This is a genomic window from Campylobacter sp. DY7 (genome assembly GCF_057802535.1).
On record NZ_JBYJAU010000004.1, the window covers coordinates 97413 to 119029 of the forward strand.

Below are 21617 nucleotides of genomic sequence, written 5' to 3' on the forward strand. Positions count from 1 at the left end.
GCAATTTTAGATTTTTAAAGTTATTTGCTAAATAAATAAAAGCTAATTCAATTTTTTTGATAAGCAATAAATGGAAGCTATAAAACTAAAGCTATTGTTTTAATAATTTAATGAAATTCCTAATTCAAATTCTTGTATTTTTAAAATAAGTTTTTGGAACTTAAAATAGGAATTAAAAAGATTTAATCATTTAAATTGCGAGAAAAATCTCGCAATTTATTATTTAAAGTTTAGATTTTTTATATCTTCATCAACTTTTTTCATAGCTTCTGTTGGAAGGCTTGCTGTTGGTGGTTTGTGATCTAGCTTTTCAGGAGCTGCTGGAATTGTTGCCTCTTTAGTTAGCTCAATTTTTACTCCGTATTTGCTTAGCTCATTAGCTAAAGTCATTTGACCTTCACGAGCTAATTCTTTACATTGACCTATAATTCTCATAGCTTCTTGTGGTGAGTGGAAACCATAGCTGTTTTCACTAAATGCAAAGTCCCATCTAATATGAGTTTTTCTATGAGCATAAAGTGATTTTTCAAGTGCTTTTGAAATCGCATCTTCTTGTGCTTTACCTTCTAAGCTAGCAAACTCAGGATGCTTAGCTAATTCACTTCTTGCTGTTTTGATATCTTGAATTAATGCCATTAAGTTATTTTCACATTGTCTTAACTCATAAGCGTGGCGATTTTGAATACTTGCAATTCTGTCTTTTAATTGTTGCTCACTTTGTGGGTGGCAAGTTTTGCAAGCTGCATTTATGTCAGCATAAGGAGTTTGGATAGTGTGATTTGTAACCTTATTTGCCCCATCTCTTTTATATGGCATATGGCAATCCGCACAAGTTACACCGCTTTTTGCATGAACGCTACTTGAATAAAGCTCTGCTTCTGGGTGTTGCATTTTAATAATCTTTGCTTTTGTATCTTTTTGAATGTAATCTTGTGGATACTCACCATTAGCAAATTTCTCATCATAGTATTCATCAAAGTTTTCTATTTTGAATGCTTCGTCTTTTTTCCATTTTGTCCATGGGAATACTAATGTAGAATCTTTTCCTTCAAAATAATATTCAACGTGGCATTGCTCGCAAACATAGTTTCTCATTGCTTTTCTATTTGCTTTAATACCGCTCTTAGCATCAGCTTCATATCCTCTTAAAACCATTGCGTTAATGAATGCTGGGCGAGTTACACGAAGACTCATATCTTCAGGGCTATGACAATCCGCACAAGTTGAACCCATGTGAGAACCATGAATTCCATCTCCATATTTTTCTTCAACTTTTTTCATAACATCAAAATAAGGAGTTGAGTTCATTTTTGTCCAAGCATTTTTCATAAGCTGACCTTCAGCTCCCATTGCATCAAAAAATCCCATAGGTAATTTTGAAGCTTCTACTGGGTCATTTCTAAATTCACTTAATTTATCACTTCTATAAATAGCAGTTACAAAGCCTGAGTGGCAGTTAATACATGCGCCTGGTTGGCCTTTGAATGCTGGTAAGCCGTGTGAGTTTAGATATTCTTTATTATTTCTTTTTGTTTCCATTTGATCAATTTGTGAATAATAATGAAGTCTTGGCTTAGAATAATCTACTGCAAACGCATAACCATTCCAAAATGTTGTTGTAACAGGCCAGCGAATAATTTTACTATATGGTAAGCTTCCACCGAATGGAGTTTCGAAATTGATATCTTTCATAGCTAAAAAGCCATCAAGTTGAGCTGGGAAGTTTCTACCCCATTTAGCAAAATCTGGTTCTTCATCGCTAATTTCAAAAGTTTTTAAAGGTTGAGTTTTGCTCTCGCCTTTATGTTCTGCAATATTTGTATTTAGTGCAAATAAACCTGCACCACCTAAAGCAGCAATCACAATAGCTGCAACATAAGTTGTTTTTGACATATTTTCTCCTTATTAATTATGTAAATGACCTATTGTTCTATGACAACTAAGACAATCAAGCGGCTCACTACTAATGTTAGTAGTCGCATTAATTGCGTTATGTGCGTAATCTTTGTGGCAAGTTGCACAATTACGATTAACATCTTCATGTGTCATCTCTGTAGGTTCTAAATTAGGTGGATTTCCTCCTACTGTAAAATAATAGCCGTGTTTTAAACCATGATAAGCTTTTTTAGTCCAGTAAGCCATAAAATCGCCTTGTGGTAAGTGACAATCAACGCAACCTGCATTGCTTGAATGCTCTCCTTTAGCCCAACTATCATATACATCTGTCATGATATGGCATTTGCTACAGGCTTCTGGCTTGCTAGTCATCATTAAAAAGCCATCTGCTATTATAAAAGTATAAATTCCACCACCAATAAAAATCCCTATGAAAATACAAAGGGCTAATAAAAGTTTGTTTGTTGGTTTTTTCATTTATACACCTTGTAAAGATTTGTAACATTAATTTAACATATAGTTTCTTAAAAATAATTGATAGAAATTAATAATATTTTTTAATTTTAAATTAATAATAAGTAGTAAATATCGTTAATATAGTGTTTTTAATCTATAAAATTGTTTATAAATTTTAAAGTTAATATAAAGTTGATAATATTACTTGATTTGTTTTAAAAAAATAAATTAATCTTAATCAATAAGTTTTTAAGGCAAATGAATTAACCTATTGACACAATATTTTTAAGGAGAAATTATGCAAAGAAGAGAGTTTTTAAAAAGCACAGCAATCGCAAGTGCTGCAGCTTGTGTAACTCCTAGTATGGCTTTAGCTAATAATGAAGCTAATGGTTGGACTTGGGATAAATCTGTTTGTAGATTTTGTGGAACAGGCTGTGGTATTATGGTAGCTACTAAGAATGGCAAAATCGTAGCTACAAAAGGCGATCCAGAAGCACCTGTAAATCGCGGTCTAAACTGCATTAAAGGATATTTTAATGCTAAGATTATGTATGGAGAAGATAGATTAGTAACTCCACTTTTAAGAGTGAATGCTAAGGGTGAATTTGATAAAAAAGGAAAATTTGCACCAATTTCATGGCAAAGAGCATTTGATGAAATGGAAAAACACATGAAAAAAGCTCTAAAAGAGCAAGGTGTAAATGGTATAGGAATGTTTGCAAGTGGTCAGCATACTATTCAAGAAGGTTATGCTGCTGCAAAGCTATTTAAAGCAGGATTTAGAAGTAATAATATTGACCCAAATGCAAGACATTGTATGGCAAGTGCTGTTATTGGCTTTATGCAAACATTTGGAATTGATGAGCCTGCAGGCTGTTATGATGATATTGAGCTTACAGATACTGTTGTTTGCTGGGGTTCAAATATGGCTGAAATGCACCCAATTTTATGGAGCCGTGTAAGCGATAGAAAATTAAGAGATCCTGAGCGTGTTAAAATCGTAAATCTATCTACTTATACAACAAGAACAAGCGATATTGCAGATATTGAAATTATCTTTACTCCAAGCTCTGATATTGCGATTTTAAACTACATTGCAAGAGAAATTGTTTATAACAATCCAAAAGCAATTGATTGGGATTTTGTAAAAAATCATTGCGTATTTACAACAGGATTTGCTGATATTGGCTATGGAATGAGAAATAATCCAAATCACCCAAGCTTTAGTGAAGCAGAAAAAGACACCGTTGCTAAAGAAAACTCAATAATTTTAGATAGCGAAGAAGCAACTGCATTAAGTCATTTAGGTGTAAAAGCTGGTGATAAATTTGAAATGAAACACGCAGCACAAGCAGCACTTAACTGGCAAATTCAATTTGAAGATTTCAAAAAAGCTCTTGAGCCTTACACACTAGATTATGTTGCAAGCGTAGCTAAGGGAAATCCTGATGAAGATATAGAAGAATTTAAGAAAAAACTAAAAGCTTTAGCTGATTTATATATTGAAAAAAGTAGAAAAGTAGTAAGCTTTTGGACAATGGGCTTTAACCAACACACTCGTGGTAGCTGGGTAAATGAACTTGCTTATATGGTGCATTTTTTACTTGGCAAACAAGCAAAACCAGGTGATGGAGCATTCTCTTTAACAGGTCAGCCAAGTGCTTGTGGAACAGCTAGAGAAGTTGGAACATTCGCACACAGACTTCCTGCTGATATGGTTGTAGCAAACCCAAAACATAGAGCAAAAAGTGAGCAAATATGGAAAGTTCCAGAAGGAACAATCAATGGCGTAATGGGTAATCACTTTATGCAAATGATGAGAAACCTAGAAGATGGTAAGCAAAAATTCGCATGGGTAATGGTAAATAATCCATGGCAAAATACAGCAAACGCAAATCACTGGATAAAAGCAGCTAGAGAAAAAGATAATTTCATAGTAGTAAGCGATTGCTATCCTGGAATTAGTGCAAAAGTTGCTGATTTAATTTTACCAAGTGCTATGATTTATGAAAAATGGGGAGCTTATGGAAACGCTGAGCGTAGAACTCAACACTGGAGACAACAAGTTCTTCCAATAGGCGAAGCTATGAGTGATACATGGCAATTATTAGAGCTTAGCAAACGCTTTAAATTAAGCGAAGTTTGGGGAGAAGTAAAAGTTGATGAAAAGACTACTTTACCAAGCGTTTTAGAAAAAGCAAAAGCAATGGGTTATAAAGAAGATGATACTTTATATGATGTATTATTTGCTAATGCTGATTGTAAAGAAATTTCACTAGAAAGCGATAGTATGAAAGACTGGATGAATAGTGAAGTTAAGGGCGATAATAGAAATGTAAAAGGAAGTGATGGCAAGGTATTTAAGGGTTATGGCTTCTTTATTCAAAAATATTTATGGGAAGAATATAGAAAATTCGGAGCTGGTCACGGACACGATTTAGCTGGATTTGAAACTTATCATAAGGTAAGAGGCTTAAGATGGCCAGTAGTTGATGGTAAAGAAACTCAATGGAGATTTAATACCAAATATGACTTCTACGCTAAAAAAGCTAATCCAAATAGCGATTTTGCATTCTATGGAGATTTTGATAAATCAATTAAAAGTGGCGATTTAAAAAACCCAACTAGTGAAGAAGCAACTGCAATTACTAATAAAGCAAAAATCTTCTTTAGACCATTTATGAAAGCGCCTGAGCGTCCATCTAAAGAATATCCGTTCTGGTTATGCACAGGTAGGGTTTTAGAGCACTGGCATAGTGGAACAATGACTATGAGAGTTCCAGAGCTTTTCCGTGCAGTGCCTGAGGCAATGTGTTATATGCATCCAGAAGATGCTAAAGCTTTAGGAGTTGAGCAAAGAGAATTAGTATGGGTTGAATCTCGTCGTGGCAAAGTAAAAGCTCGTGTAGATTTAAGAGGTAGAAATAAACCACCTAGAGGACTTGTTTATGTTCCTTGGTTTGATGAGAATGTTTATATCAATAAAGTTACTCTTGATGCAACATGCCCGATATCAAAACAAACTGACTTTAAAAAGTGTGCAGTAAAAATCACTAAGGCTTAAGAGTTATGAGAAGGCAGTTTTTTACGAATACAATTAAAATTGTAGCAGTTGGTGTTGGAGCTTTTAGTATTTTTAAATTAAATGACACGCCAAAAAGCGAAAGTAAAATAGAGCTTAAAAAAGGCTTTTTCTTACGCCCACCAGGAGTAAAGAATGAAAAGCATTTTTTAGCTAATTGCATTCGCTGTGCTAAATGCGTAAAAGCCTGTCCTTACCATACTTTAAGTTTAGCTAGTGCTAACGATGTTGCAAGTAATGGAACGCCAAAATTTGTTGCAAAAGAAATTCCTTGTTATTTATGCGATGGCTTGCCTTGTATAAAGGCCTGTCCAACTGATGCACTTGATAAAAGTATTAATAAAATATCTTTAGTTAATATCGGTCGTGCAATAGTAGATGAGAGTTCTTGTGTGGCACATTTTGGAATACAATGCGATGCTTGTTATAGAGCATGTCCTTTTATAGATAAGGCTTTAAGGCTTGAATATAAAAGAAATGAAAGAACGCAAAAACACGCAATGTTAGTTCCTAAAGTAGATTATGATTATTGTGTTGGCTGTGGATTGTGTGAAAAAGTTTGCATTACCAAAAAACCTGCTATTGTTATTTTACCTACTAGTTTTATTTTAGGTGAGAGAAATGATAATTATGTTAAAGGTTGGGTTAGTGGTGATGACGAGAGATTAAAAAATATTGATACAAGCAAAAAACACGATGATAAAAAAGCTATAAATTACCTAAATGATGGAGATTTTTAATGAAAAATAAGTATTTATTATTAAGAAGAATTACTCAAATTGGTATTTTAGCTTTATTTATGTTGCCAAGCTGTGATTTTATTTTAAAAGGAAATTTAAGCTCATCAATTTTATTTAATAGCATAAGTTTAAGCGATCCTTTTGCTTACTTGCAAATATTTTTAGCTAGTTTTAGTCTTAATTTTGGGCTTTTTATCTCGGCATTTTTGGTTTTTATAATTTATGCCTTGTTTTTAGGTCGTGCGTTTTGTGCGTGGGTTTGTCCTATTAATTTGATTACAAATCTAGCTGGTGTAATTAGACAAAACTCTAACCTTAAAAGCTCAAAAATAACTAATTTTAAACAAAATACTAGATATTTTATTTTGTTTAGTATTTTGCTTTTATCTTTTATAGCTCAAGAACCTGTGTTTGAAAAATACTCTCATATAGGAATAGTTACTAGAGGGATTATTTTTATGCAAAGTTCAGCGATTTTTGTAGCTATTATTATATTTTTACTTGATTTATTTGTGCAAAAAAACTTAGTATGTTCTCATCTTTGTCCTTTAGGTGCGTTTTATAGTTTGATTTCAAAATTTAGTTTTTTAAAAATAAATTATGATTTAAACAAATGCACAAAATGTATGAAATGCAAAACAATTTGCCCAGAAAATCAAGTCCTAGCAATAATTACTAAAAATAGTGGAGATATTAGTAATTCTGAGTGCATTAAATGCGGTAGATGTATTGAAGTATGCGATGATGATGCACTTAACTTTAATTTAATTAACTTTATGAAAGGAAAAAAATGAAAAAAATATTTTTAAGCCTTGCAGCGTGTGGTATGATGTTTGCAGCAAGTGTAAGTGATAGCGAAATTGGTTTAAGAAAACATTCTTTAGAAGATGAAAAAAGCCTTGAAATTAAAAATTTCACATATTCAGAAAAAGAAGCTGGAGAAGCTCAAAGATTTGAAAGAGCATTTCTTAATGCTCCACCACAAATCCCACACAATGTAGAAGACTTTTTGCCTATTACACAAGATAATAATATGTGCCTTAGTTGTCATGATTTAGGTGCTGATAATGAGCGTGTAAAATTAAGCGATGAAGAAGCAACACCTATGCCAGCAAGCCATTATTATGATTTAAGAAATGAAAAAAAGCTTGATGCAATATCACAAGCAAGATATAACTGTGTTCAATGCCACGCACCACAAGCAAATATTGATAGTGGTATTAAAAACACATTTAAACCTGATTTTGGTAAAGATGAATTAGGCAAACATCGCTCAAATTTATTAGATGTAATCAACGAAGGTTTGAAATGAAAAAATTGCTATTACTAATAGCAAGTCTAAGCTTAGCAAATGAGCTAAGCTTAGATAAACTTAGTGCTAAAAATTATGATTGTTATATAAATTATATTAATAATGATTATATTGCTTGTGATAATAGTGTTTTTAAAAATGATAATAAAGAATTTGAATTAGGAAGTAATGTTATTTTTATTGATGATTATAAGGGTTTGGTTTTAGCGATTAGCTCAGAATTTGGGGAAAAAACATTAAACATTTATAAAGATAACCAAATAAAAAGCAAAAAGATTTCAAGCGATATTAATAAGGCGTTTTTATATAAAGATATGATTATTTTAACTTCACTTGCAAGTGAGATAATATTTCTTGATTTAGATTTTAAAGAAATAAAAAGAGTTCATTTTTCAAATGCAAGCATAAATGCAGCAAGTATTAATAAAGATAAAGCAAAAATAGCATTAGGATTTGAAAGCGGCAAGATTGTTGTGTATGATTTAAATAATCATACTTATATTACAAAAGAAGTGCATAAGGATAATATTTATAATGTTGATTTTAAGGCAAATAAAATAATCTCTTGTGCAACCGATAGAAAAGCTATTATAAGCGATGATGAACTAAATCTTATTGATACAATAGAAAGTAATAATTTAATTTATAATTGTGCTATTAGTTCAAATGGCTTAGTAGCATATTCTTGCGATGTGGATAATAATATTTGTGTAGGCGATGAAAAGATTAATATAGGTAATTTATATCTTAATTCAATTTTGTTTAAAGAAGATACTTTAAGATTAAATGCTTATTCAAAAACTTTATATGAAAAGGATTTTAAATGATTTCTTCTCTTGTAGTTGTTGCTAAAGATGAGTTTGTTGATGAAATAAAAAATGTTGCTAATGCTAGTTTAGAGCAGGTTATTGAAGATAAGTTTATTGTATTAATTGAAGCTAATGATTTTGATGAAACTTTAGCAACCTTTAATAATGTTAAAAAACTTAGAAGTGTTATTGATGTTAATATGGCTTTTAGTGAAGTTGAAGAATTTAATTTAGAAATAAACGCACAAAGAATGGCTGATAAAGTAAATGCTTTAAGCAAAGCAAAAGAGATTGAATACTACGGAAACATATATAAAAATTATTAAAAATCACAAGAATTTGAAATAGGAATTTGATTTTAAATTCTTGTTTTTAATTTAATAAATATTTGTTTTATTTATTAAATTAATATTAGTTTTTATTAAGAGTTTGATTGTTATAATCCGTCTTTAAAATTTTTCTTAAGGATACTTCATGGATGCAAGTTCAATAATGCTACTAATAGGAAATAAAATCTCAAGCACTCACAAGCTAATGCTAATTGAAAAATTAAAAAATACAGATGAAAATAAGCTTAGTAATATTTCTTATTTATCTTTTAAAAGTCCTATTTTAGCTCTTGTTTTAGGTTTGTTTTTTGGTGGTTTAGGAGTTGATAGATTTTATCAAGGAAACTATATTTTAGGTGCTATAAAATTAATTATTTTTATATTATGTATTTTTGGTCTTGGTATATTTATTGGGCCTTTCTTTTTCTTGTATATTTTAATTGATTTATTTTTTGTATATAAAGCAGTTCAAAAAGATAATTTTAATAAAATCTTAAAAGCTGTTGAATAATTAGGAAAATCCTAATTATTCACTAAATATTCATCTAAGCTTTTTTTAAATTTTTTGCTTAGTTTTTCATATAGCTCGTTAAATTCTTTTTTAAAATCATCATTTTGCCAAGCTTTTAAAAAATTATTTTTATGTAAAATTTCTTTTTTATTTTGGATATTATCAAGGTAAAACTCATCATATAAAGAATTAAAATATATTTTCAAATATTTTCTTAAAAGCTCTAAAGCCATAAAATTAAAAATCAATATAGGCTCGTTTATTATTTCTTTTATGTTTTGTATGAATTGCTCTTTTGTTTTTTCATAATGATTTGATACTAAATAACAAGGATGAGATTTAAGATTTTTATAAAACATATCATAAAGACTAATTTCTCTTAAATTTATGATATTTTGCTCATCATCAATATTTGCAAAAAACGGATAAAGCTTACAAGCAAGTGGGCGAAAATCGCAAAGCCCTTTTAAATCACATTCTAAAAAGCATAAAGTTATTGTTTTACTACAATTTAATTTATAATCTATTGATGCTAGAAATTTTAGTTTAGTTTTATTTTTTATATATTCGTATTCGCTTTTTAACATAGGAATTACTACATTATAATCCTTATTAGCATTGCAACAATGCCCGTTGCAATGCCTAAAGCAATCTTTAAAATATACGATTTCTAAGTTTTCAAGCTTTTGATAAAAATTCATTTATAGCTGGTTTTATATTATTTTGCATGAAGAAAAAGTGATTTCCATTAAATGTTATTAGCTTTGAATTTTTGATTAAGCTATTCATTTTTTGACCTATTTTTAGGGTAGTTGCAGTGTCTTTATCTCCCCACAATAATAAAGTATTTGTATTTATTTTACTAATTTCATCGCTAAAATCTTCATCAACTACATTTTTAAATGTTTGATACATTGTATCGCTTAGATTTGCACCATCTTTACTAGCTAATAATTTTCTAATATTTTTAAAGCCTATTTTATTTAGTGTTTTTGCTAGAATTATTTTGCATTTTGTCTTAAAGCTCTTAGGCAGTTTTAGTCCTGCACTTGCACATAAAATCAAAGCTTCATAATCTTTTTTGCTAGCCATTAGACAAGCGATTTTACCCCCAAATGAATGCCCTAATAAAATATCTACATTAATTCCTAATTCATTTAAAAAATCTTCGCTAAGCTTTAAATAATCTTGTGAATTAAAAGCATATTTTGGCTCATCACTTCCACCAAAACCTGCAAAATCTAAAAATATCATTTGCTTACAATGCGGAGTTAGTGCCTGAGTGAAAAACTGCTCCATTAATTCTTTATTAGCTCCCCAGCCGTGCATTATTAAAGCGTTTTTTTCTCCTTCGCCTTTTTTTACTAAATAGCTTAAAGATATGTTATTTACATTAATTTTTGCCATTTTTTTTGTCCTTATAAATCGCTTCTAAAATTACAAGAGCATTTTGTAATTTTTCATATTCATTTAGATTTAGCATAACGCATTGAAATTTATTATTTTTTACTACGAAAACCTTTTTATTTCCTTCAATTTTTTTCAAAATCGCCGAAAAATTACGCACCACTTCAGTAGCTGAAAAAATCTCATCTTGACTAAATTTCATAATAATCCTTTTTGCTTTTTATTCTAAAAGCAAAAACTAATCCAAAGGAATTTAAATCAGGAATTTCAACTACGAAATTCTTATTTTTATAATATTTAGTATTTAAAATCTAACAACTATAATTTCAATTACTTCATCATCTTTTAGCTCAAGCCTAATATTAACGCTTTTACCTAAAAGTATTTTATTAAAATAAAAATATTCGTTTTTTGCTTTAAAATCAAATTGACTTAAAATCTCTTTTATCTCATCATCGTTTTTACCTTTTAACTTGAGATTTATATCATCTAATATGCTTTTGTTAAGCACAATGCAAACTCTTTCAAGGTTGCTACACTTTAGCTCTGATTTTAAAATCCTTGTTATAAGCTCATTTGCTTGTTTTAAAAAGTCATCATAATACCACCAAGCACAAAGTATAGCCATAATTAAAGCTAAGTATTTTTTAAAATAAATTTTATAGTTTTTATACACTCTAGCTAGGTATAAATACACAAAACCAAATATAGCAAATGGCATGATATTTTGAAGAGTATCGATACTTTTATGAACGCTTTTATCATAAAGACAAAAATTATAAATAATTTTAATTAGGCAAATAAAAGATATAAAAAATGCAATATGTTTTAATAATAAATAAAACCTATCTTGCATAAATACATCGCTATCTAAATCACCTTTAGCTATTAAAAGATAAATCTTAAAAAATACAAAAGCAAATATAAAGCAAGGAATATAGCTTATACCCCCTAAATAAAAAGCTATTAAGAATAAAAACCAAGCTAGATAAAAAAATATATTTTTTAAAATTACATTAGTTTTTATTAAAAGACTTTTTAAAGTCATTTTATTATCCTTATAGCTTCTTATTAAATTCCATTTAAATTAGCGTTAAAAATATATGGAATTTGAAATAGGAATTACGAAATTCCTATTTTCTAAAAAAGCTTTGCAATATGCAAAAGCTAAAAAGTGAGCTAAAAAATAGCATAAAATTAAGCAAAAAAGAAGCTGTAAAAAATACGCTAACAAAAGCTAAAGCAAAGAAAATTAAAGCTATTTTAGCAAGTGATTTACTAAGGCAAATCGCACCTATTAGATTAAGAATTAGCACTAGCATTTAATCTCCTTAAAAGTAAAAAAATCGCAATTAAATAAATAATATTAAAGCAAATCGTTACATTTGTATAATTGCTAAACATTGCATCACAAAGCAATAAAACTGCAAACAAAATTACTGAAATTAGTTTTAAAATCTTTGTTTTATTTGCATATACAAAAGCTAGTATAAAACTAAGAACAAATGCTATATAAAAGCTATTTTGCTCTATCATTTGTCTATTTATTTCTGCATTATCTAATACTTTATTTACTATAAAATAAACTAAAGTAGCATTAACACAAGAGCTTAAAACGCTGTAAGCTAGAGCTTTTAGCTTGATATTTTCTTTTCTTTTTGCAGCACTCATTAGCATTGATTTGTATATAAAAGCACAAGCTAAAACGCCGCAAATACTAAGCATAAGATTTAATATAAAAGGAGCAAAATGCACCCTATGGGTATTAAAGAATAATTCGTTTAAAAATCCAAAGAAGTTCATACTCTTAAGGCCTGATTTCTCGCTTAGTTTTTCGTTGATTTCGCCTGTTGCTGAGTAGACTAGAATATTGCTATTTTTTGTGTTTAAATCATAAAATGGAGTATCGTTTTTGTGCTTTGTGATTAAGATACTTTTGTTTGGTTTTGATAAAACAATGTTTAAATCATTTGTATTTAGTCTTGTTTTAGCATCTTCACTGGCTTTTAAAATCGCTTTTATATCAAAATCATATTGCGCTAATTCGCTAGATTTTGGTGTATTTTTAACCTTTACTTCTTTGCTTGAACTAAATAATTTTTCTATATCTTTTAAGTAATTAAGTCCTATACCACTAATGCTAAGCCAAGCTAAAAATATTCCTATAAATACACCGCTTACAATGTGAAAATTGTATAAATTAGCGAAATTATTTTTACTATTAAATTTGTAATTAAACTTTTTATTCCAAATAAAATAACCACTAACAACTAAAATAAACATTCCTAAAGCAAGTATAGAAATAAAGGCTTCAAAAATACTTTTTAAAACGCCTTGAGATGGCAATAATTTATAATGCATTCCCACTAAAAATTTACTGCCTAAGGTCTTGTTTTTAGCGAAATTTTCTTCATCAAAATAAGCGATATTTGTTTTTCTCTCGCCCTTGCTTGAGCTAGAATTATAGTAGCTTATCTCATAAAGATTTGAATAATAAGGCGGTGTTTTAATCCCTATAAACTCGTAATTATCATAAGTTTTTAAAGCGTAATCAAGTGTTTTTTCTAAATTACTATGGCTTTCATTTTTTATTGATTTTGATAAATTTGCTTGCATATAATAATTAATTTCATCTTTAAAATATGCACTTGTCCCAAAAAAACAAATAAAAAATAAAAACCAACAAGTAGCTAAACCAATATAAATGTGTAGATTTCTTAAAGTTTTCATAATTCTCCTAAAATGAAAGGAATTTCAAGCGAAATTCCTATTTTAAATTCTTAGTCGTCTAAGATAGTTTTTGTAACAACGCCTTTGCTGTCAATATAAACTTTATAGTTGTTACTAAATTTTAATTTGTAGCCATTCCATTCTTTTTCTATTTCCATAAGATTTGCACCTTTTTGGCTTTCTTTTGCAGCTTTTGTAAGTTCTGGTAAGATTGTGTCTGGAATAGGGCTGTATTTTGCATCAATTTCTTTTAACTCGCCTGATTTAGTAAAATCAAGTTCTGTTCCATTGTTTAGCTTGATTTCATAAGAATCCCAGTCTTTTTCAGCTTTTGCGATATTTTCATTTGCATAATGAGTTTTAATAAAATCTTTTATATTTTGCGGTAACTCGCTTGGATTTATTAAAGAATCAGCAAATAAACTAGCAGTAATTGCACCTAAAAATAATAATTTTTTCATACTAAACTCCTTAAAAAAAATTAAACTACAATATTAACAAAATAAAGTAATTTTGATTACTATACCCCCCCCCATACTTAAATTATGCTTAATTTTTCTTCTTTAAATAAAAATATAGAGAGATTGATATTAAAAACATTATAAAGCTTAGTATTTGTCCCATAGATAAGTTTAAAGCAATAAAGCCTAAATTAAAATCAGGTTCTCTAAAAAACTCACAAACAAATCTAGCAATGCTATAAGTTATCCCATAAATACAAATTAATTGCCCATTAAACTTAATATTTTTAGAAAAATACCAAATCACTAAAAATGTTAAAATTCCTTCTGTAAATGCTTCATAAAGTTGGCTTGGATGTCTTAATTCATTTCCAACATAAACACCCCAAGAAACATCGGTAATTCTGCCAAATAGCTCGTGATTTAAAAAATTTCCTATTCTTCCAAAAACATAGCCCAAAGGAACTGATAAAGCTACTAAATCTAGTATTTTAAACATATTTTTTTTATATTTTTTAGCATACAAATATGTAGCAATCAAAGCACCAAATAATGCTCCATGATAGCTCATTCCTGCAATTCCTATGAATTCTCCGTTGCTAAATGGGTTAAACATTTGCCAAGGATTTAGCAAATAATACGCTCTATCATCGCTATATACTAAAATATAACCTATCCTTGCTCCTAAAATAATGCCTATTTCAATCCATATAAAATAATTTTCTATTTCTTTTTTACTAAAGCCAAATTTATGAGCATTTTTTTGCCCTATGTATAAAGCTATTAAAAGTGCTGCAATATAACAAAGCGCATAATAATGTATTTTAAACATTCCTATGCTAAAAGCAACTCTATTTGTGTTTTCGTAAAAATGTTGCCAAAATTCAAGCATTTATCTTATCCTTTTTTGTAGAATTTGAATTAGGAATTTTAAAATCCATTTAGCTTTTGACAAGCGATTTTATTGCCTAATTTACAAGATTTTTCTAAGAATTTTTTACTTAATTTAAATTTTGATAATTTTAAATATGAATTAGCAGCTACAAAACAAGCTTCTTCATAGCCTTTATCGCAAGTTTTTTCTAAGATATTAAATGCTGTTTTTATGTTGTTGTTTTCGTAATGAACACTGGCTTCAAATATACAAGCATTATAAAAGCCTTTATCGCAAGCTATTTTAGAGTATTTTATAGCATTTTCTTTATCTAAAAAACCTTTATAATATCTAGCTGTTGCATAACATGAGTTTTGGTTGTTTTCGTTATCGCATTGATTTTTTAAGATTTTTAGAGCTTTTGTTGAGTTTTTTTCATAATCAATCACTAATTTAGTGCATGCTAAATCAAAATGATTTTGACAAGCAAGTCTTAAGGCGTTATATTTGGTGTATTCATTATCGCTAAAAGTTGAGATTATATAACATGCTGCCATATTTTTTGCTTTGCATTCTTCGTTTATATATTCTTTTGCTTCTTTTATATATTTAATCTTGCCAATATCTTCTAAATTATCACAACCATTAAAATCATTCTCGCTACATGATTTTATGTTTTTAAAATACCCATTTACTTTTGCTAAATCAAGTGCTATTTCAGCTTCGTTTGCAAATAAAAATATAGAAAATATTAAAAAAATTATCTTTTTCATATACGCTCCTTTGTGATGAAGTTTAATAAATTATGGATAATTTTAATTAATTTCAAAAAAAATTAAAATTTTAAGGAAGATTTTAGAAAATTTTAGATTGAATAACGAAAATTATTTTTAAAAGGAGTTTTTAAATGAGTGTTTTACCATTTTTTCTAACGAACAATTTATTTACAAGCTTCTTCTTCCATCATGCCTTAGGGCATTAATACTTCATATTTTTTTAATCATTTTTAATTTTTTATATTTTTTTTTATTTTTAATTTAAAGGAATTTTTATGTTAACAAACCCAGTTTTTATAAGCATTTTAATAATGCTTGGACTTTGTATTTTAAGATTTAATGTATTTTTAGCCGTTTTGGTGTCTAGCCTTATTGCTGGACTTATGAGCTATAATTTTGATAGCAATTTTTTAGTAGCAATTTCAAGCTCAATGATAGCCCTAAAAGATATTATGAATACTTTTATAAAAGGTATGAGTGGTAACTTGCAAACTTCTCTTAGTTATGTTTTAGTGGGTGCTTTAGCTGTTGCGGTATCTAGGACAAATCTAACTGCTTTTTTAGTTAATTTTATTAGCAAAAAAATGTCTGATAAAAAGGTTTTATTGCTTTTTTCACTTGCGATAATCTCAAGCTTTTCACAAAACTTAATTCCTATTCACGTAGCATTTATTCCGATTTTAATCCCACCAATGCTAAGTCTATTTAATAAGCTTAAAATTGATAGACGCGCAATTGCATGTGCTGTTACATTTGGACTTACAACTCCATATATGACTTTGCCTGTTGGATTTGGTCTAATATTTCAAGATATTATCACTCAATCTTTAAACGCTAATGGAGTAAATGTAACTCAAAGCGATGTTGCTGGTGTTGTTTGGCTTATGTTTTTTATAATGTTTTTTGGGCTTTTAGCTTCTTTTATTTATTATAGAAAACCAAGAGCTTATAAAGAGCTTGAAACAAAATATGAAAACTTAGATGAAGTAAAGTTTGGCAAAAAAGAAGCAATGGTAATGATAGGTTTATTAATCACTCTTACAACTCAAATATTTGTAGGTTCTTTACCGCTTTCTGCTTTGCTTGGATTTTTGTTTATTTGTGTTAGTGGTGGGATTGAATATAAAAAGATTGATGAAGTATTTTTGGGTGGTTTTTCTTTAATGGGTTATGTAGCATTTATTATGCTAATTGCTTGTGGTTTTGGAGCTGTTTTGCAAGGCACAGGAGCTATTAAAGAGATAGTTGATTTTACTTTAAGTATCACTACAAACAAACTTGCAATTACATTTGGAATGATGTGCGTAGGACTATTAATAACTCTTGGAATTGGTAGCTCGTTTGGGACGGTTCCTATCATTGCTACTTTATTTGTGCCAATTTGCACTGAACTTGGTTTTAGTGCTGAAAGCATTATTTTTATCATTGCTTGTGCTGGTGCTGTTGGAGATACAGGCTCACCTGCAAGTGAAGCTACACTTGGAATTACAGTTGGACTTAATGCCGATAAACAAAGCGATCACATAAAAGATGTATGTATTCCTACATTTATATTCTATAACATTCCTTTAGTTGTAGGTGGTGCTTTAATAGCTTATTATTTATAAGAATTTGAATTCGGAAATTCCGAATTCAAATTCCTTAAATTTTTATATCATTTATTTGCTTTTCTTCATTTAAGTTTATTATTTTATATTCTTTAAAACTGATGTTTTTTAAATTAACTCTTTTAATACTAAAATCATTCATAGTTTTATAATAAAACTCTAAATTAGATAAATCACTAAGGCTGCTCCATTGTGTAGCACTTAAAATATCTTTTGGAATATATTCTTTATGCTCGTTTGAAAACTCAACGCCTATTGGAATATCAAAATTATTTAATATATGAAAAGCTGTAAAAATACTATCTTTTGTATTTAATTTAGGCATAGTTTTAAGATAAAAGAATGCTCTTACAAATCTTGATGGCGGTGTAATATCTCCAGGCAAACCAAGAGCTGCAGTTCCTGCACCAAATGAAGAAATTTCTTGATTATTTACATTAAAATTATTTGCATTTCCTGCTCTTAAATTTACATAATTATTTAGGTTTTTGATATGCCAAGGATAATCAGGAGAATTAGTAATAACTCCTACTTTATTCTCATAAATCATAATTTTGCCATTTTCAATGATTTCAATAACAATATTAGCTCCAGTGCTATCAGCTACTCTAAAATGCGCTGTCGGTAAAGCGTTGTTGTCTTTATCGTAAGCAATATTTACTATTTTTATGTTTTTAATGTTTTGTTTTACCTCTTCTACGCTTTTAAAATTGCTTAAAATATAGCTTACAAGTTGCAAATCTACTAAGCTTTTTGATTTATATTTTTTATTATATTTTTCTAAGCTTCCATAATTTGGAAAATAAAAAAATCCCGCATTAAGCCCAGCTTCATTTAAACCTTCTGCGATAAATCTTTCATTAATAACGCTAATTCCTACGAAATTATATTTACTTTTCCAACTAATTCCTGTTTCTTTTGTATTTGGTAAAAGCGAATTAAAAGAATGGTTTTTAGGAACTATTATTAATTTTGAGTTTAGATTGCTTTCTCCATATTCTATTGTTCTTGCTTGTAAATAAGCATTTTCATTGCTCTTAATACTAATGCCTGTGCAAGGATATAAATTACTTGCGATTAAAATTGATAAAAATATTTTTTTCATAACTCTCCTTTGGAACGATTTTTGCTATTTTATTGAAAATTACTTAAGGATTAGAATGCAAAACGGATTTTATCAAGCAACAGGAGCAATGGTAACTCAGCTAAATCGCTTAAATGTGATATCAAATAATTTAGCGAATGTTAATACTGCAGGATTTAAAAAAGATAATGTAGTAATAGCTGATTTTAAAAGACTTTATGATGAAGAAATGCAAAATATGCCAATAGATGATAATACAAGGCAAGCTGCAAAATACATAAATCAAACAATAAACAGAGTTCCTAATATTGATATTGAATATACTGATTTTAGTGTAGGAGCAATTCGTCCTACTAATAATCCTTTAGATATAGCGATTAAAAGAAGCGATTGTTTTTTTATGGTTCGCTCAGCAGATGGGCAAGTAAAATTTACAAAAAATGGAGCTTTTAGCCTAGATGAAGAAGGCTTTATCGTTACAAAAGATGGAGAAAGATTACTTAGTTCAAATTATTTTAATGACCCTGTAAATGATGGCATTCAAGTAGGAGATGGACAAAGGCTTACTATTGATAGAGATGGAAATATCTATTTAGATGGCGAAGTAGCAAATAGAATTTTCGTAGCTAGAATGGATGATACAAGAGATTTAGAAAAAATCGGAGATAATCTTTATAGGCTTGATGATTTAACTAAAATGCAAGATTTTGAGGGTTCAAATGCACTTGCGAGTGGATTTTTAGAAATGAGTAATGTAAATGCAGTAAATGAAATGGTAGGACTTATTGAAACTCATCGCTTAGTTGAAATGTATCAAAAAGTTATGACAAGCCACATGGATGAGCTAAATAACGACGCAATAAATAAATTAGCAAATGTTAAATAGGAGTAAAAATGCTTAGATCTTTATATACAGCAGCAACAGGAATGATAGCACAGCAAACGCAAATTGATACAACATCTCACAATATTGCAAACGTAAATACAATGGGATATAAGAAAAATAGGGCAGAATTTGCTGATTTAATGTATCAAGTAATGGAATACGCAGGCACAAGCACAAGCACAACGACACAAAGTCCAACAGGTATTGAAGTAGGTCTTGGAGTTCGCCCAACAGCAATTACTAAGCAATTTACACAAGGATATTTTAAAGAAACTGGCAATCAATTAGATGTTGTAATTGCAGGAAATGGCTTTTTTCAAGTGCAACTTCCTGATGGCACAACTGCTTATACTAGAAACGGAGCGTTTAAGCTAGATAGTGAAGGAACTATTGTAAATAGTGATGGATATAGATTAATTCCTGAAATTACCGTTCCTGAAGATGCTATTTCTATTGGTATTGGAACTGATGGTGTTGTAAGCGTTATTCAAGCAGGAAATCCTGAAGCTGTGCAATTAGGTCAAATTGAGCTTGCAAACTTTATAAATCCAAGTGGTTTACATGCTTTAGGAGATAATAACTTTTTAGAAACAAGTGCTAGTGGTGGTGTGGTTGTTGGAATTGGCGGAACAAATGGTTTTGGTCAAATTAAGCAAAACTTTGTTGAGATGAGTAACGTTCAATTAGTTGAAGAGATGACAGACCTAATCACAGGTCAAAGAGCCTATGAAGCAAACTCAAAAGCAATCACAACAAGTGATGAAATGCTTTCAATTGTAAATGGCTTGAAGAGATAATTTACAAAAACTTTTTTATTAATAATTTTTCTTATAATCAATTTTTAGGAGTTGTTATGAAGAAAAATTATTCTTTTTTTAAAAACGCAAGCTACGCTCTAGCAGGTATTAAAAGAGCCTTAAGCGAGAGTGCATTTATTATAGAATTTGTAATAGGAATTTGCTTTATTTTATTTGCTTTGATTTATCCTTTTTCTCTTTATGAAAAAGCTTTTTTAATAGCTGTAATTTTATTTGTATTTGCTGCAGAATGCTTTAATACGGCGATTGAAAGCGTTGTTGATTTAGCTACAAATAAATATCACAAACTTGCAAAAGATGCTAAGGATTTAGGCTCTGCTGGTGTGTTTTTTACCATTTTAATTGCCATTCTTTGCTGGGGAGTGGTTTTATATAAGGAGTTTTTATGAGAGTTGGTGAAATTTATAATTTTTTAAATGAGATTAGTCCGTTTGAGACTCAAGAGAGTTGGGATAATAGCGGTTTATTGCTTAGCAATGATGATTTATGTGAAAGGATATATTTAAGCCTTGATTTAGATTTAAATCAAGTAAAATCATTTTTGCCAAATTCTTTAATAATCACTCATCATCCACTAATTTTTAAAGGCTTAAAAAGTATTAAAAATGATTATGCAGGAAGTATTTTAAAAGAATTAATAAAGAAAAATTGTGCTTTAATTTCTATGCATACAAATTATGATTTATCACATTTAAATGCTTATTTTTGTGAAAATATTTTAGGACAAAATATAGTAGAAAAAAATGGATTTATTGCCTATATAGAAAATAATTTTAAGGATATTTTCGCTCTTGCTGATTTTTTAAAAGAAAGATTAAATCTTAAAAAAATATCAATTTCACTAGCAAAAGATTTAAAAGAAAGCAAACTAATAGGAGTATGCACAGGTTCAGGAATTTCTTTAGCAAGTGAGTTAAAAAGTAGTATTTTTTTAACAGGAGATATTAAGTATCATGATGCTTTAGCGCTTAGTGAAAATGGTGTAAGTTTGATTGATATTAAGCATTATGAAAGCGAAGTTTGTTTTGCTAATTCTTTAGCATCTTGTTTGCAAAAATTACCGATAGAGATTATAATCAGCTCTTCAAAAAATCCATTTTTAGAGTATTAAGGACATACTATGAATAAACACTTATCACAATTAGTAGAGCTTTCTAAATTAGACAAAGAAATTGATAGTTTTTTACCACAAATTGAAAGTGCTAAAAAAGAAGCAAATCATTTAGAAGACAAAATTAAAAGCTTAGAGAATAAAAACATAAAATTAGAAGAAAGTATAAAAGAATTAAACGAAGATAAAATAAAAGTAGATAATCACATAGCTCAATTTACTACAAAAATAAACGATACAGCTAAAAAAATTGCTTTAGTAAAAACAGAAAAAGAAGCAAATGCTTTAAAATTAGAAGAAGAAATTGCAAGAGAGCAATTAGAAGCTGCAAATGATGAAATAACTAAAATAGAAAAAAATATTGAAGTTAAAAAAGATGAAATTAAAGAAAATCAAAAAGAAATAACTAAACTAAATGATGATTTAACCTTAGCAATTGCTAGTCAAAAATCAGCACTTGATGCAATTGAAGAAAAAAGAAAAGAAATTTATGTAAGAAAAGATAAATTAGCTAACGAAATTGATAATAAAGTTTTCGGATTTTATGAAAAGATTAGAAAATGGGCTAAAAATACAGCAGTAGTGCCTGTTAAAAAACAAGCTTGCTATGGTTGCTTTATGCAATTAAATAGCAAAACTTATAGTGCAGTATTAAAAGGAGATGAGATTAATAACTGCCCACATTGCGGAAGAATTCTTTATATAGAAGAGTAATGATTAAAATT

25 protein-coding genes are annotated in these 21617 nt (G+C 29.0%); 14 read left to right on the plus strand and 11 right to left on the minus strand.

Features of this window, described 5'->3' with window-relative positions; translation table 11 throughout:
* Window positions 1–219: 219 nt before the first annotated feature.
* Window positions 220–1893, minus strand: a complete 1674-nt coding sequence (locus AC1B00_RS03925; protein ID WP_336610858.1) for an ammonia-forming cytochrome c nitrite reductase subunit c552 — start codon at window positions 1891–1893, stop codon at window positions 220–222.
* Between the two features lie 12 nt (window positions 1894–1905).
* Window positions 1906–2373 (minus strand): cytochrome c nitrite reductase small subunit, encoded by a 468-nt coding sequence (gene nrfH, locus AC1B00_RS03930; RefSeq protein WP_336610859.1) that lies wholly within the window; start codon window positions 2371–2373, stop codon window positions 1906–1908.
* Window positions 2374–2650: 277 nt separating this feature from the next.
* Here nrfH and napA point away from each other — a divergent pair, with 277 nt between their 5' ends.
* The 7 genes from napA to AC1B00_RS03965 all read left to right on the plus strand — a co-directional run bounded on the left by napA (window position 2651) and on the right by AC1B00_RS03965 (window position 9138).
* Entirely contained in the window at window positions 2651–5419 is a 2769-nt protein-coding gene (napA, locus tag AC1B00_RS03935) for a periplasmic nitrate reductase subunit alpha (RefSeq protein WP_488848217.1), read from the plus strand.
* A gap of 5 nt (window positions 5420–5424) precedes the next feature.
* Entirely contained in the window at window positions 5425–6177 is a 753-nt protein-coding gene (napG, locus tag AC1B00_RS03940) for a ferredoxin-type protein NapG (RefSeq protein ID WP_336610861.1), read from the plus strand.
* Window positions 6177–6971, plus strand: coding sequence for a quinol dehydrogenase ferredoxin subunit NapH (gene napH, locus AC1B00_RS03945; RefSeq protein ID WP_488848218.1), 795 nt, complete (start codon window positions 6177–6179; stop codon window positions 6969–6971). Before napG ends, napH begins: the two co-directional genes overlap by 1 nt.
* The gene (locus AC1B00_RS03950) at window positions 6968–7489 is read left to right on the plus strand and encodes a nitrate reductase cytochrome c-type subunit (protein WP_488848219.1); all 522 of its coding nucleotides are present in this window, start codon (window positions 6968–6970) and stop codon (window positions 7487–7489) included. The genes napH and AC1B00_RS03950 overlap by 4 nt, the downstream gene beginning before the upstream one ends.
* Window positions 7486–8316, plus strand: a complete 831-nt coding sequence (locus tag AC1B00_RS03955) for a WD40 repeat domain-containing protein (protein ID WP_488848220.1) — start codon at window positions 7486–7488, stop codon at window positions 8314–8316. The genes AC1B00_RS03950 and AC1B00_RS03955 overlap by 4 nt, the downstream gene beginning before the upstream one ends.
* A complete protein-coding gene (locus AC1B00_RS03960; protein ID WP_488848221.1) occupies window positions 8313–8624 on the plus strand; it encodes a chaperone NapD in 312 nt (103 codons plus the stop codon). Before AC1B00_RS03955 ends, AC1B00_RS03960 begins: the two co-directional genes overlap by 4 nt.
* 148 nt (window positions 8625–8772) lie before the next feature.
* Window positions 8773–9138, plus strand: coding sequence for a TM2 domain-containing protein (locus tag AC1B00_RS03965; RefSeq protein WP_336610865.1), 366 nt, complete (start codon window positions 8773–8775; stop codon window positions 9136–9138).
* A gap of 11 nt (window positions 9139–9149) precedes the next feature.
* On the opposite strand, the gene AC1B00_RS03970 is transcribed toward AC1B00_RS03965, so the two are convergent.
* The 4 genes from AC1B00_RS03970 to AC1B00_RS03985 all read right to left on the minus strand — a co-directional run bounded on the left by AC1B00_RS03970 (window position 9150) and on the right by AC1B00_RS03985 (window position 11593).
* Window positions 9150–9839 carry a hypothetical protein gene (locus AC1B00_RS03970; RefSeq protein ID WP_488848222.1) on the minus strand — a complete coding sequence of 230 codons (690 nt, stop codon included), beginning with the start codon at window positions 9837–9839 and terminating at the stop codon, window positions 9150–9152.
* Complete coding sequence (locus AC1B00_RS03975; protein WP_488848224.1) at window positions 9817–10545, minus strand: alpha/beta fold hydrolase; 729 nt, start codon at window positions 10543–10545, stop codon at window positions 9817–9819. Before AC1B00_RS03975 ends, AC1B00_RS03970 begins: the two co-directional genes overlap by 23 nt.
* Window positions 10532–10750 (minus strand): type II toxin-antitoxin system Phd/YefM family antitoxin, encoded by a 219-nt coding sequence (locus AC1B00_RS03980; RefSeq protein ID WP_239818543.1) that lies wholly within the window; start codon window positions 10748–10750, stop codon window positions 10532–10534. The genes AC1B00_RS03975 and AC1B00_RS03980 overlap by 14 nt, the downstream gene beginning before the upstream one ends.
* Before the next feature lie 99 nt (window positions 10751–10849).
* Window positions 10850–11593 (minus strand): hypothetical protein, encoded by a 744-nt coding sequence (locus tag AC1B00_RS03985; RefSeq protein ID WP_488848225.1) that lies wholly within the window; start codon window positions 11591–11593, stop codon window positions 10850–10852.
* Window positions 11594–11703: 110 nt separating this feature from the next.
* Here AC1B00_RS03985 and AC1B00_RS03990 point away from each other — a divergent pair, with 110 nt between their 5' ends.
* Window positions 11704–11871, plus strand: a complete 168-nt coding sequence (locus AC1B00_RS03990) for a hypothetical protein (protein ID WP_239817220.1) — start codon at window positions 11704–11706, stop codon at window positions 11869–11871.
* Here the strand turns inward: AC1B00_RS03990 and AC1B00_RS03995 are convergent.
* The 4 genes from AC1B00_RS03995 to AC1B00_RS04010 all read right to left on the minus strand — a co-directional run bounded on the left by AC1B00_RS03995 (window position 11848) and on the right by AC1B00_RS04010 (window position 15383).
* On the minus strand, window positions 11848–13275 hold the full coding sequence (locus tag AC1B00_RS03995; protein WP_488848226.1) for a PepSY-associated TM helix domain-containing protein: 1428 nt from the start codon (window positions 13273–13275) through the stop codon (window positions 11848–11850). The genes AC1B00_RS03990 and AC1B00_RS03995 overlap by 24 nt on opposite strands.
* A gap of 50 nt (window positions 13276–13325) precedes the next feature.
* Window positions 13326–13736, minus strand: coding sequence for a PepSY-like domain-containing protein (locus tag AC1B00_RS04000; RefSeq protein WP_239817218.1), 411 nt, complete (start codon window positions 13734–13736; stop codon window positions 13326–13328).
* A gap of 88 nt (window positions 13737–13824) precedes the next feature.
* Window positions 13825–14628: a prolipoprotein diacylglyceryl transferase gene (gene lgt, locus AC1B00_RS04005; RefSeq protein WP_488848227.1), complete on the minus strand. Its 804-nt coding sequence runs from the start codon at window positions 14626–14628 to the stop codon at window positions 13825–13827.
* 38 nt (window positions 14629–14666) lie between these two features.
* Window positions 14667–15383 (minus strand): SEL1-like repeat protein, encoded by a 717-nt coding sequence (locus AC1B00_RS04010; protein ID WP_488848228.1) that lies wholly within the window; start codon window positions 15381–15383, stop codon window positions 14667–14669.
* A gap of 272 nt (window positions 15384–15655) precedes the next feature.
* Here AC1B00_RS04010 and AC1B00_RS04015 point away from each other — a divergent pair, with 272 nt between their 5' ends.
* Window positions 15656–16993, plus strand: a complete 1338-nt coding sequence (locus tag AC1B00_RS04015; RefSeq protein WP_488848258.1) for a Na+/H+ antiporter NhaC family protein — start codon at window positions 15656–15658, stop codon at window positions 16991–16993.
* 34 nt (window positions 16994–17027) lie between these two features.
* On the opposite strand, the gene AC1B00_RS04020 is transcribed toward AC1B00_RS04015, so the two are convergent.
* Window positions 17028–18098, minus strand: coding sequence for a linear amide C-N hydrolase (locus tag AC1B00_RS04020; protein ID WP_488848230.1), 1071 nt, complete (start codon window positions 18096–18098; stop codon window positions 17028–17030).
* Window positions 18099–18153: 55 nt separating this feature from the next.
* Here AC1B00_RS04020 and AC1B00_RS04025 point away from each other — a divergent pair, with 55 nt between their 5' ends.
* The 5 genes from AC1B00_RS04025 to AC1B00_RS04045 are packed head-to-tail and all read left to right on the plus strand — an operon-like array spanning window position 18154 to window position 21606.
* Window positions 18154–18963 (plus strand): flagellar hook-basal body protein, encoded by an 810-nt coding sequence (locus AC1B00_RS04025; protein ID WP_488848231.1) that lies wholly within the window; start codon window positions 18154–18156, stop codon window positions 18961–18963.
* A gap of 8 nt (window positions 18964–18971) precedes the next feature.
* Window positions 18972–19760 (plus strand): flagellar basal-body rod protein FlgG, encoded by a 789-nt coding sequence (gene flgG, locus AC1B00_RS04030; protein WP_239817213.1) that lies wholly within the window; start codon window positions 18972–18974, stop codon window positions 19758–19760.
* A gap of 56 nt (window positions 19761–19816) precedes the next feature.
* Window positions 19817–20170, plus strand: a complete 354-nt coding sequence (locus AC1B00_RS04035) for a diacylglycerol kinase (protein ID WP_239817212.1) — start codon at window positions 19817–19819, stop codon at window positions 20168–20170.
* Window positions 20167–20892, plus strand: coding sequence for a Nif3-like dinuclear metal center hexameric protein (locus AC1B00_RS04040; RefSeq protein WP_488848232.1), 726 nt, complete (start codon window positions 20167–20169; stop codon window positions 20890–20892). Before AC1B00_RS04035 ends, AC1B00_RS04040 begins: the two co-directional genes overlap by 4 nt.
* Before the next feature lie 9 nt (window positions 20893–20901).
* Window positions 20902–21606 carry a zinc ribbon domain-containing protein gene (locus AC1B00_RS04045; RefSeq protein WP_239817210.1) on the plus strand — a complete coding sequence of 235 codons (705 nt, stop codon included), beginning with the start codon at window positions 20902–20904 and terminating at the stop codon, window positions 21604–21606.
* Window positions 21607–21617: the final 11 nt, after the last annotated feature.

Coding starts and splice junctions, on each gene's coding strand:
- AC1B00_RS03970 (WP_488848222.1), bottom strand. CDS start 9,839: ATGAATTTTTATCAAAAGCTTGAAAACTTAGAAATCGTATATTTTAAA.
- AC1B00_RS04010 (WP_488848228.1), bottom strand. CDS start 15,383: ATGAAAAAGATAATTTTTTTAATATTTTCTATATTTTTATTTGCAAAC.
- AC1B00_RS04040 (WP_488848232.1), top strand. CDS start 20,167: ATGAGAGTTGGTGAAATTTATAATTTTTTAAATGAGATTAGTCCGTTT.
- napH (WP_488848218.1), top strand. CDS start 6,177: ATGAAAAATAAGTATTTATTATTAAGAAGAATTACTCAAATTGGTATT.
- napA (WP_488848217.1), top strand. CDS start 2,651: ATGCAAAGAAGAGAGTTTTTAAAAAGCACAGCAATCGCAAGTGCTGCA.
- AC1B00_RS03995 (WP_488848226.1), bottom strand. CDS start 13,275: ATGAAAACTTTAAGAAATCTACACATTTATATTGGTTTAGCTACTTGT.
- AC1B00_RS04020 (WP_488848230.1), bottom strand. CDS start 18,098: ATGAAAAAAATATTTTTATCAATTTTAATCGCAAGTAATTTATATCCT.
- AC1B00_RS03975 (WP_488848224.1), bottom strand. CDS start 10,545: ATGGCAAAAATTAATGTAAATAACATATCTTTAAGCTATTTAGTAAAA.
- AC1B00_RS03950 (WP_488848219.1), top strand. CDS start 6,968: ATGAAAAAAATATTTTTAAGCCTTGCAGCGTGTGGTATGATGTTTGCA.
- nrfH (WP_336610859.1), bottom strand. CDS start 2,373: ATGAAAAAACCAACAAACAAACTTTTATTAGCCCTTTGTATTTTCATA.
- flgG (WP_239817213.1), top strand. CDS start 18,972: ATGCTTAGATCTTTATATACAGCAGCAACAGGAATGATAGCACAGCAA.
- AC1B00_RS04000 (WP_239817218.1), bottom strand. CDS start 13,736: ATGAAAAAATTATTATTTTTAGGTGCAATTACTGCTAGTTTATTTGCT.
- AC1B00_RS04045 (WP_239817210.1), top strand. CDS start 20,902: ATGAATAAACACTTATCACAATTAGTAGAGCTTTCTAAATTAGACAAA.
- AC1B00_RS03990 (WP_239817220.1), top strand. CDS start 11,704: ATGCAAAAGCTAAAAAGTGAGCTAAAAAATAGCATAAAATTAAGCAAA.
- AC1B00_RS03925 (WP_336610858.1), bottom strand. CDS start 1,893: ATGTCAAAAACAACTTATGTTGCAGCTATTGTGATTGCTGCTTTAGGT.
- lgt (WP_488848227.1), bottom strand. CDS start 14,628: ATGCTTGAATTTTGGCAACATTTTTACGAAAACACAAATAGAGTTGCT.
- AC1B00_RS03960 (WP_488848221.1), top strand. CDS start 8,313: ATGATTTCTTCTCTTGTAGTTGTTGCTAAAGATGAGTTTGTTGATGAA.
- AC1B00_RS04035 (WP_239817212.1), top strand. CDS start 19,817: ATGAAGAAAAATTATTCTTTTTTTAAAAACGCAAGCTACGCTCTAGCA.
- AC1B00_RS03955 (WP_488848220.1), top strand. CDS start 7,486: ATGAAAAAATTGCTATTACTAATAGCAAGTCTAAGCTTAGCAAATGAG.
- AC1B00_RS03965 (WP_336610865.1), top strand. CDS start 8,773: ATGGATGCAAGTTCAATAATGCTACTAATAGGAAATAAAATCTCAAGC.
- AC1B00_RS03985 (WP_488848225.1), bottom strand. CDS start 11,593: ATGACTTTAAAAAGTCTTTTAATAAAAACTAATGTAATTTTAAAAAAT.
- napG (WP_336610861.1), top strand. CDS start 5,425: ATGAGAAGGCAGTTTTTTACGAATACAATTAAAATTGTAGCAGTTGGT.
- AC1B00_RS04025 (WP_488848231.1), top strand. CDS start 18,154: ATGCAAAACGGATTTTATCAAGCAACAGGAGCAATGGTAACTCAGCTA.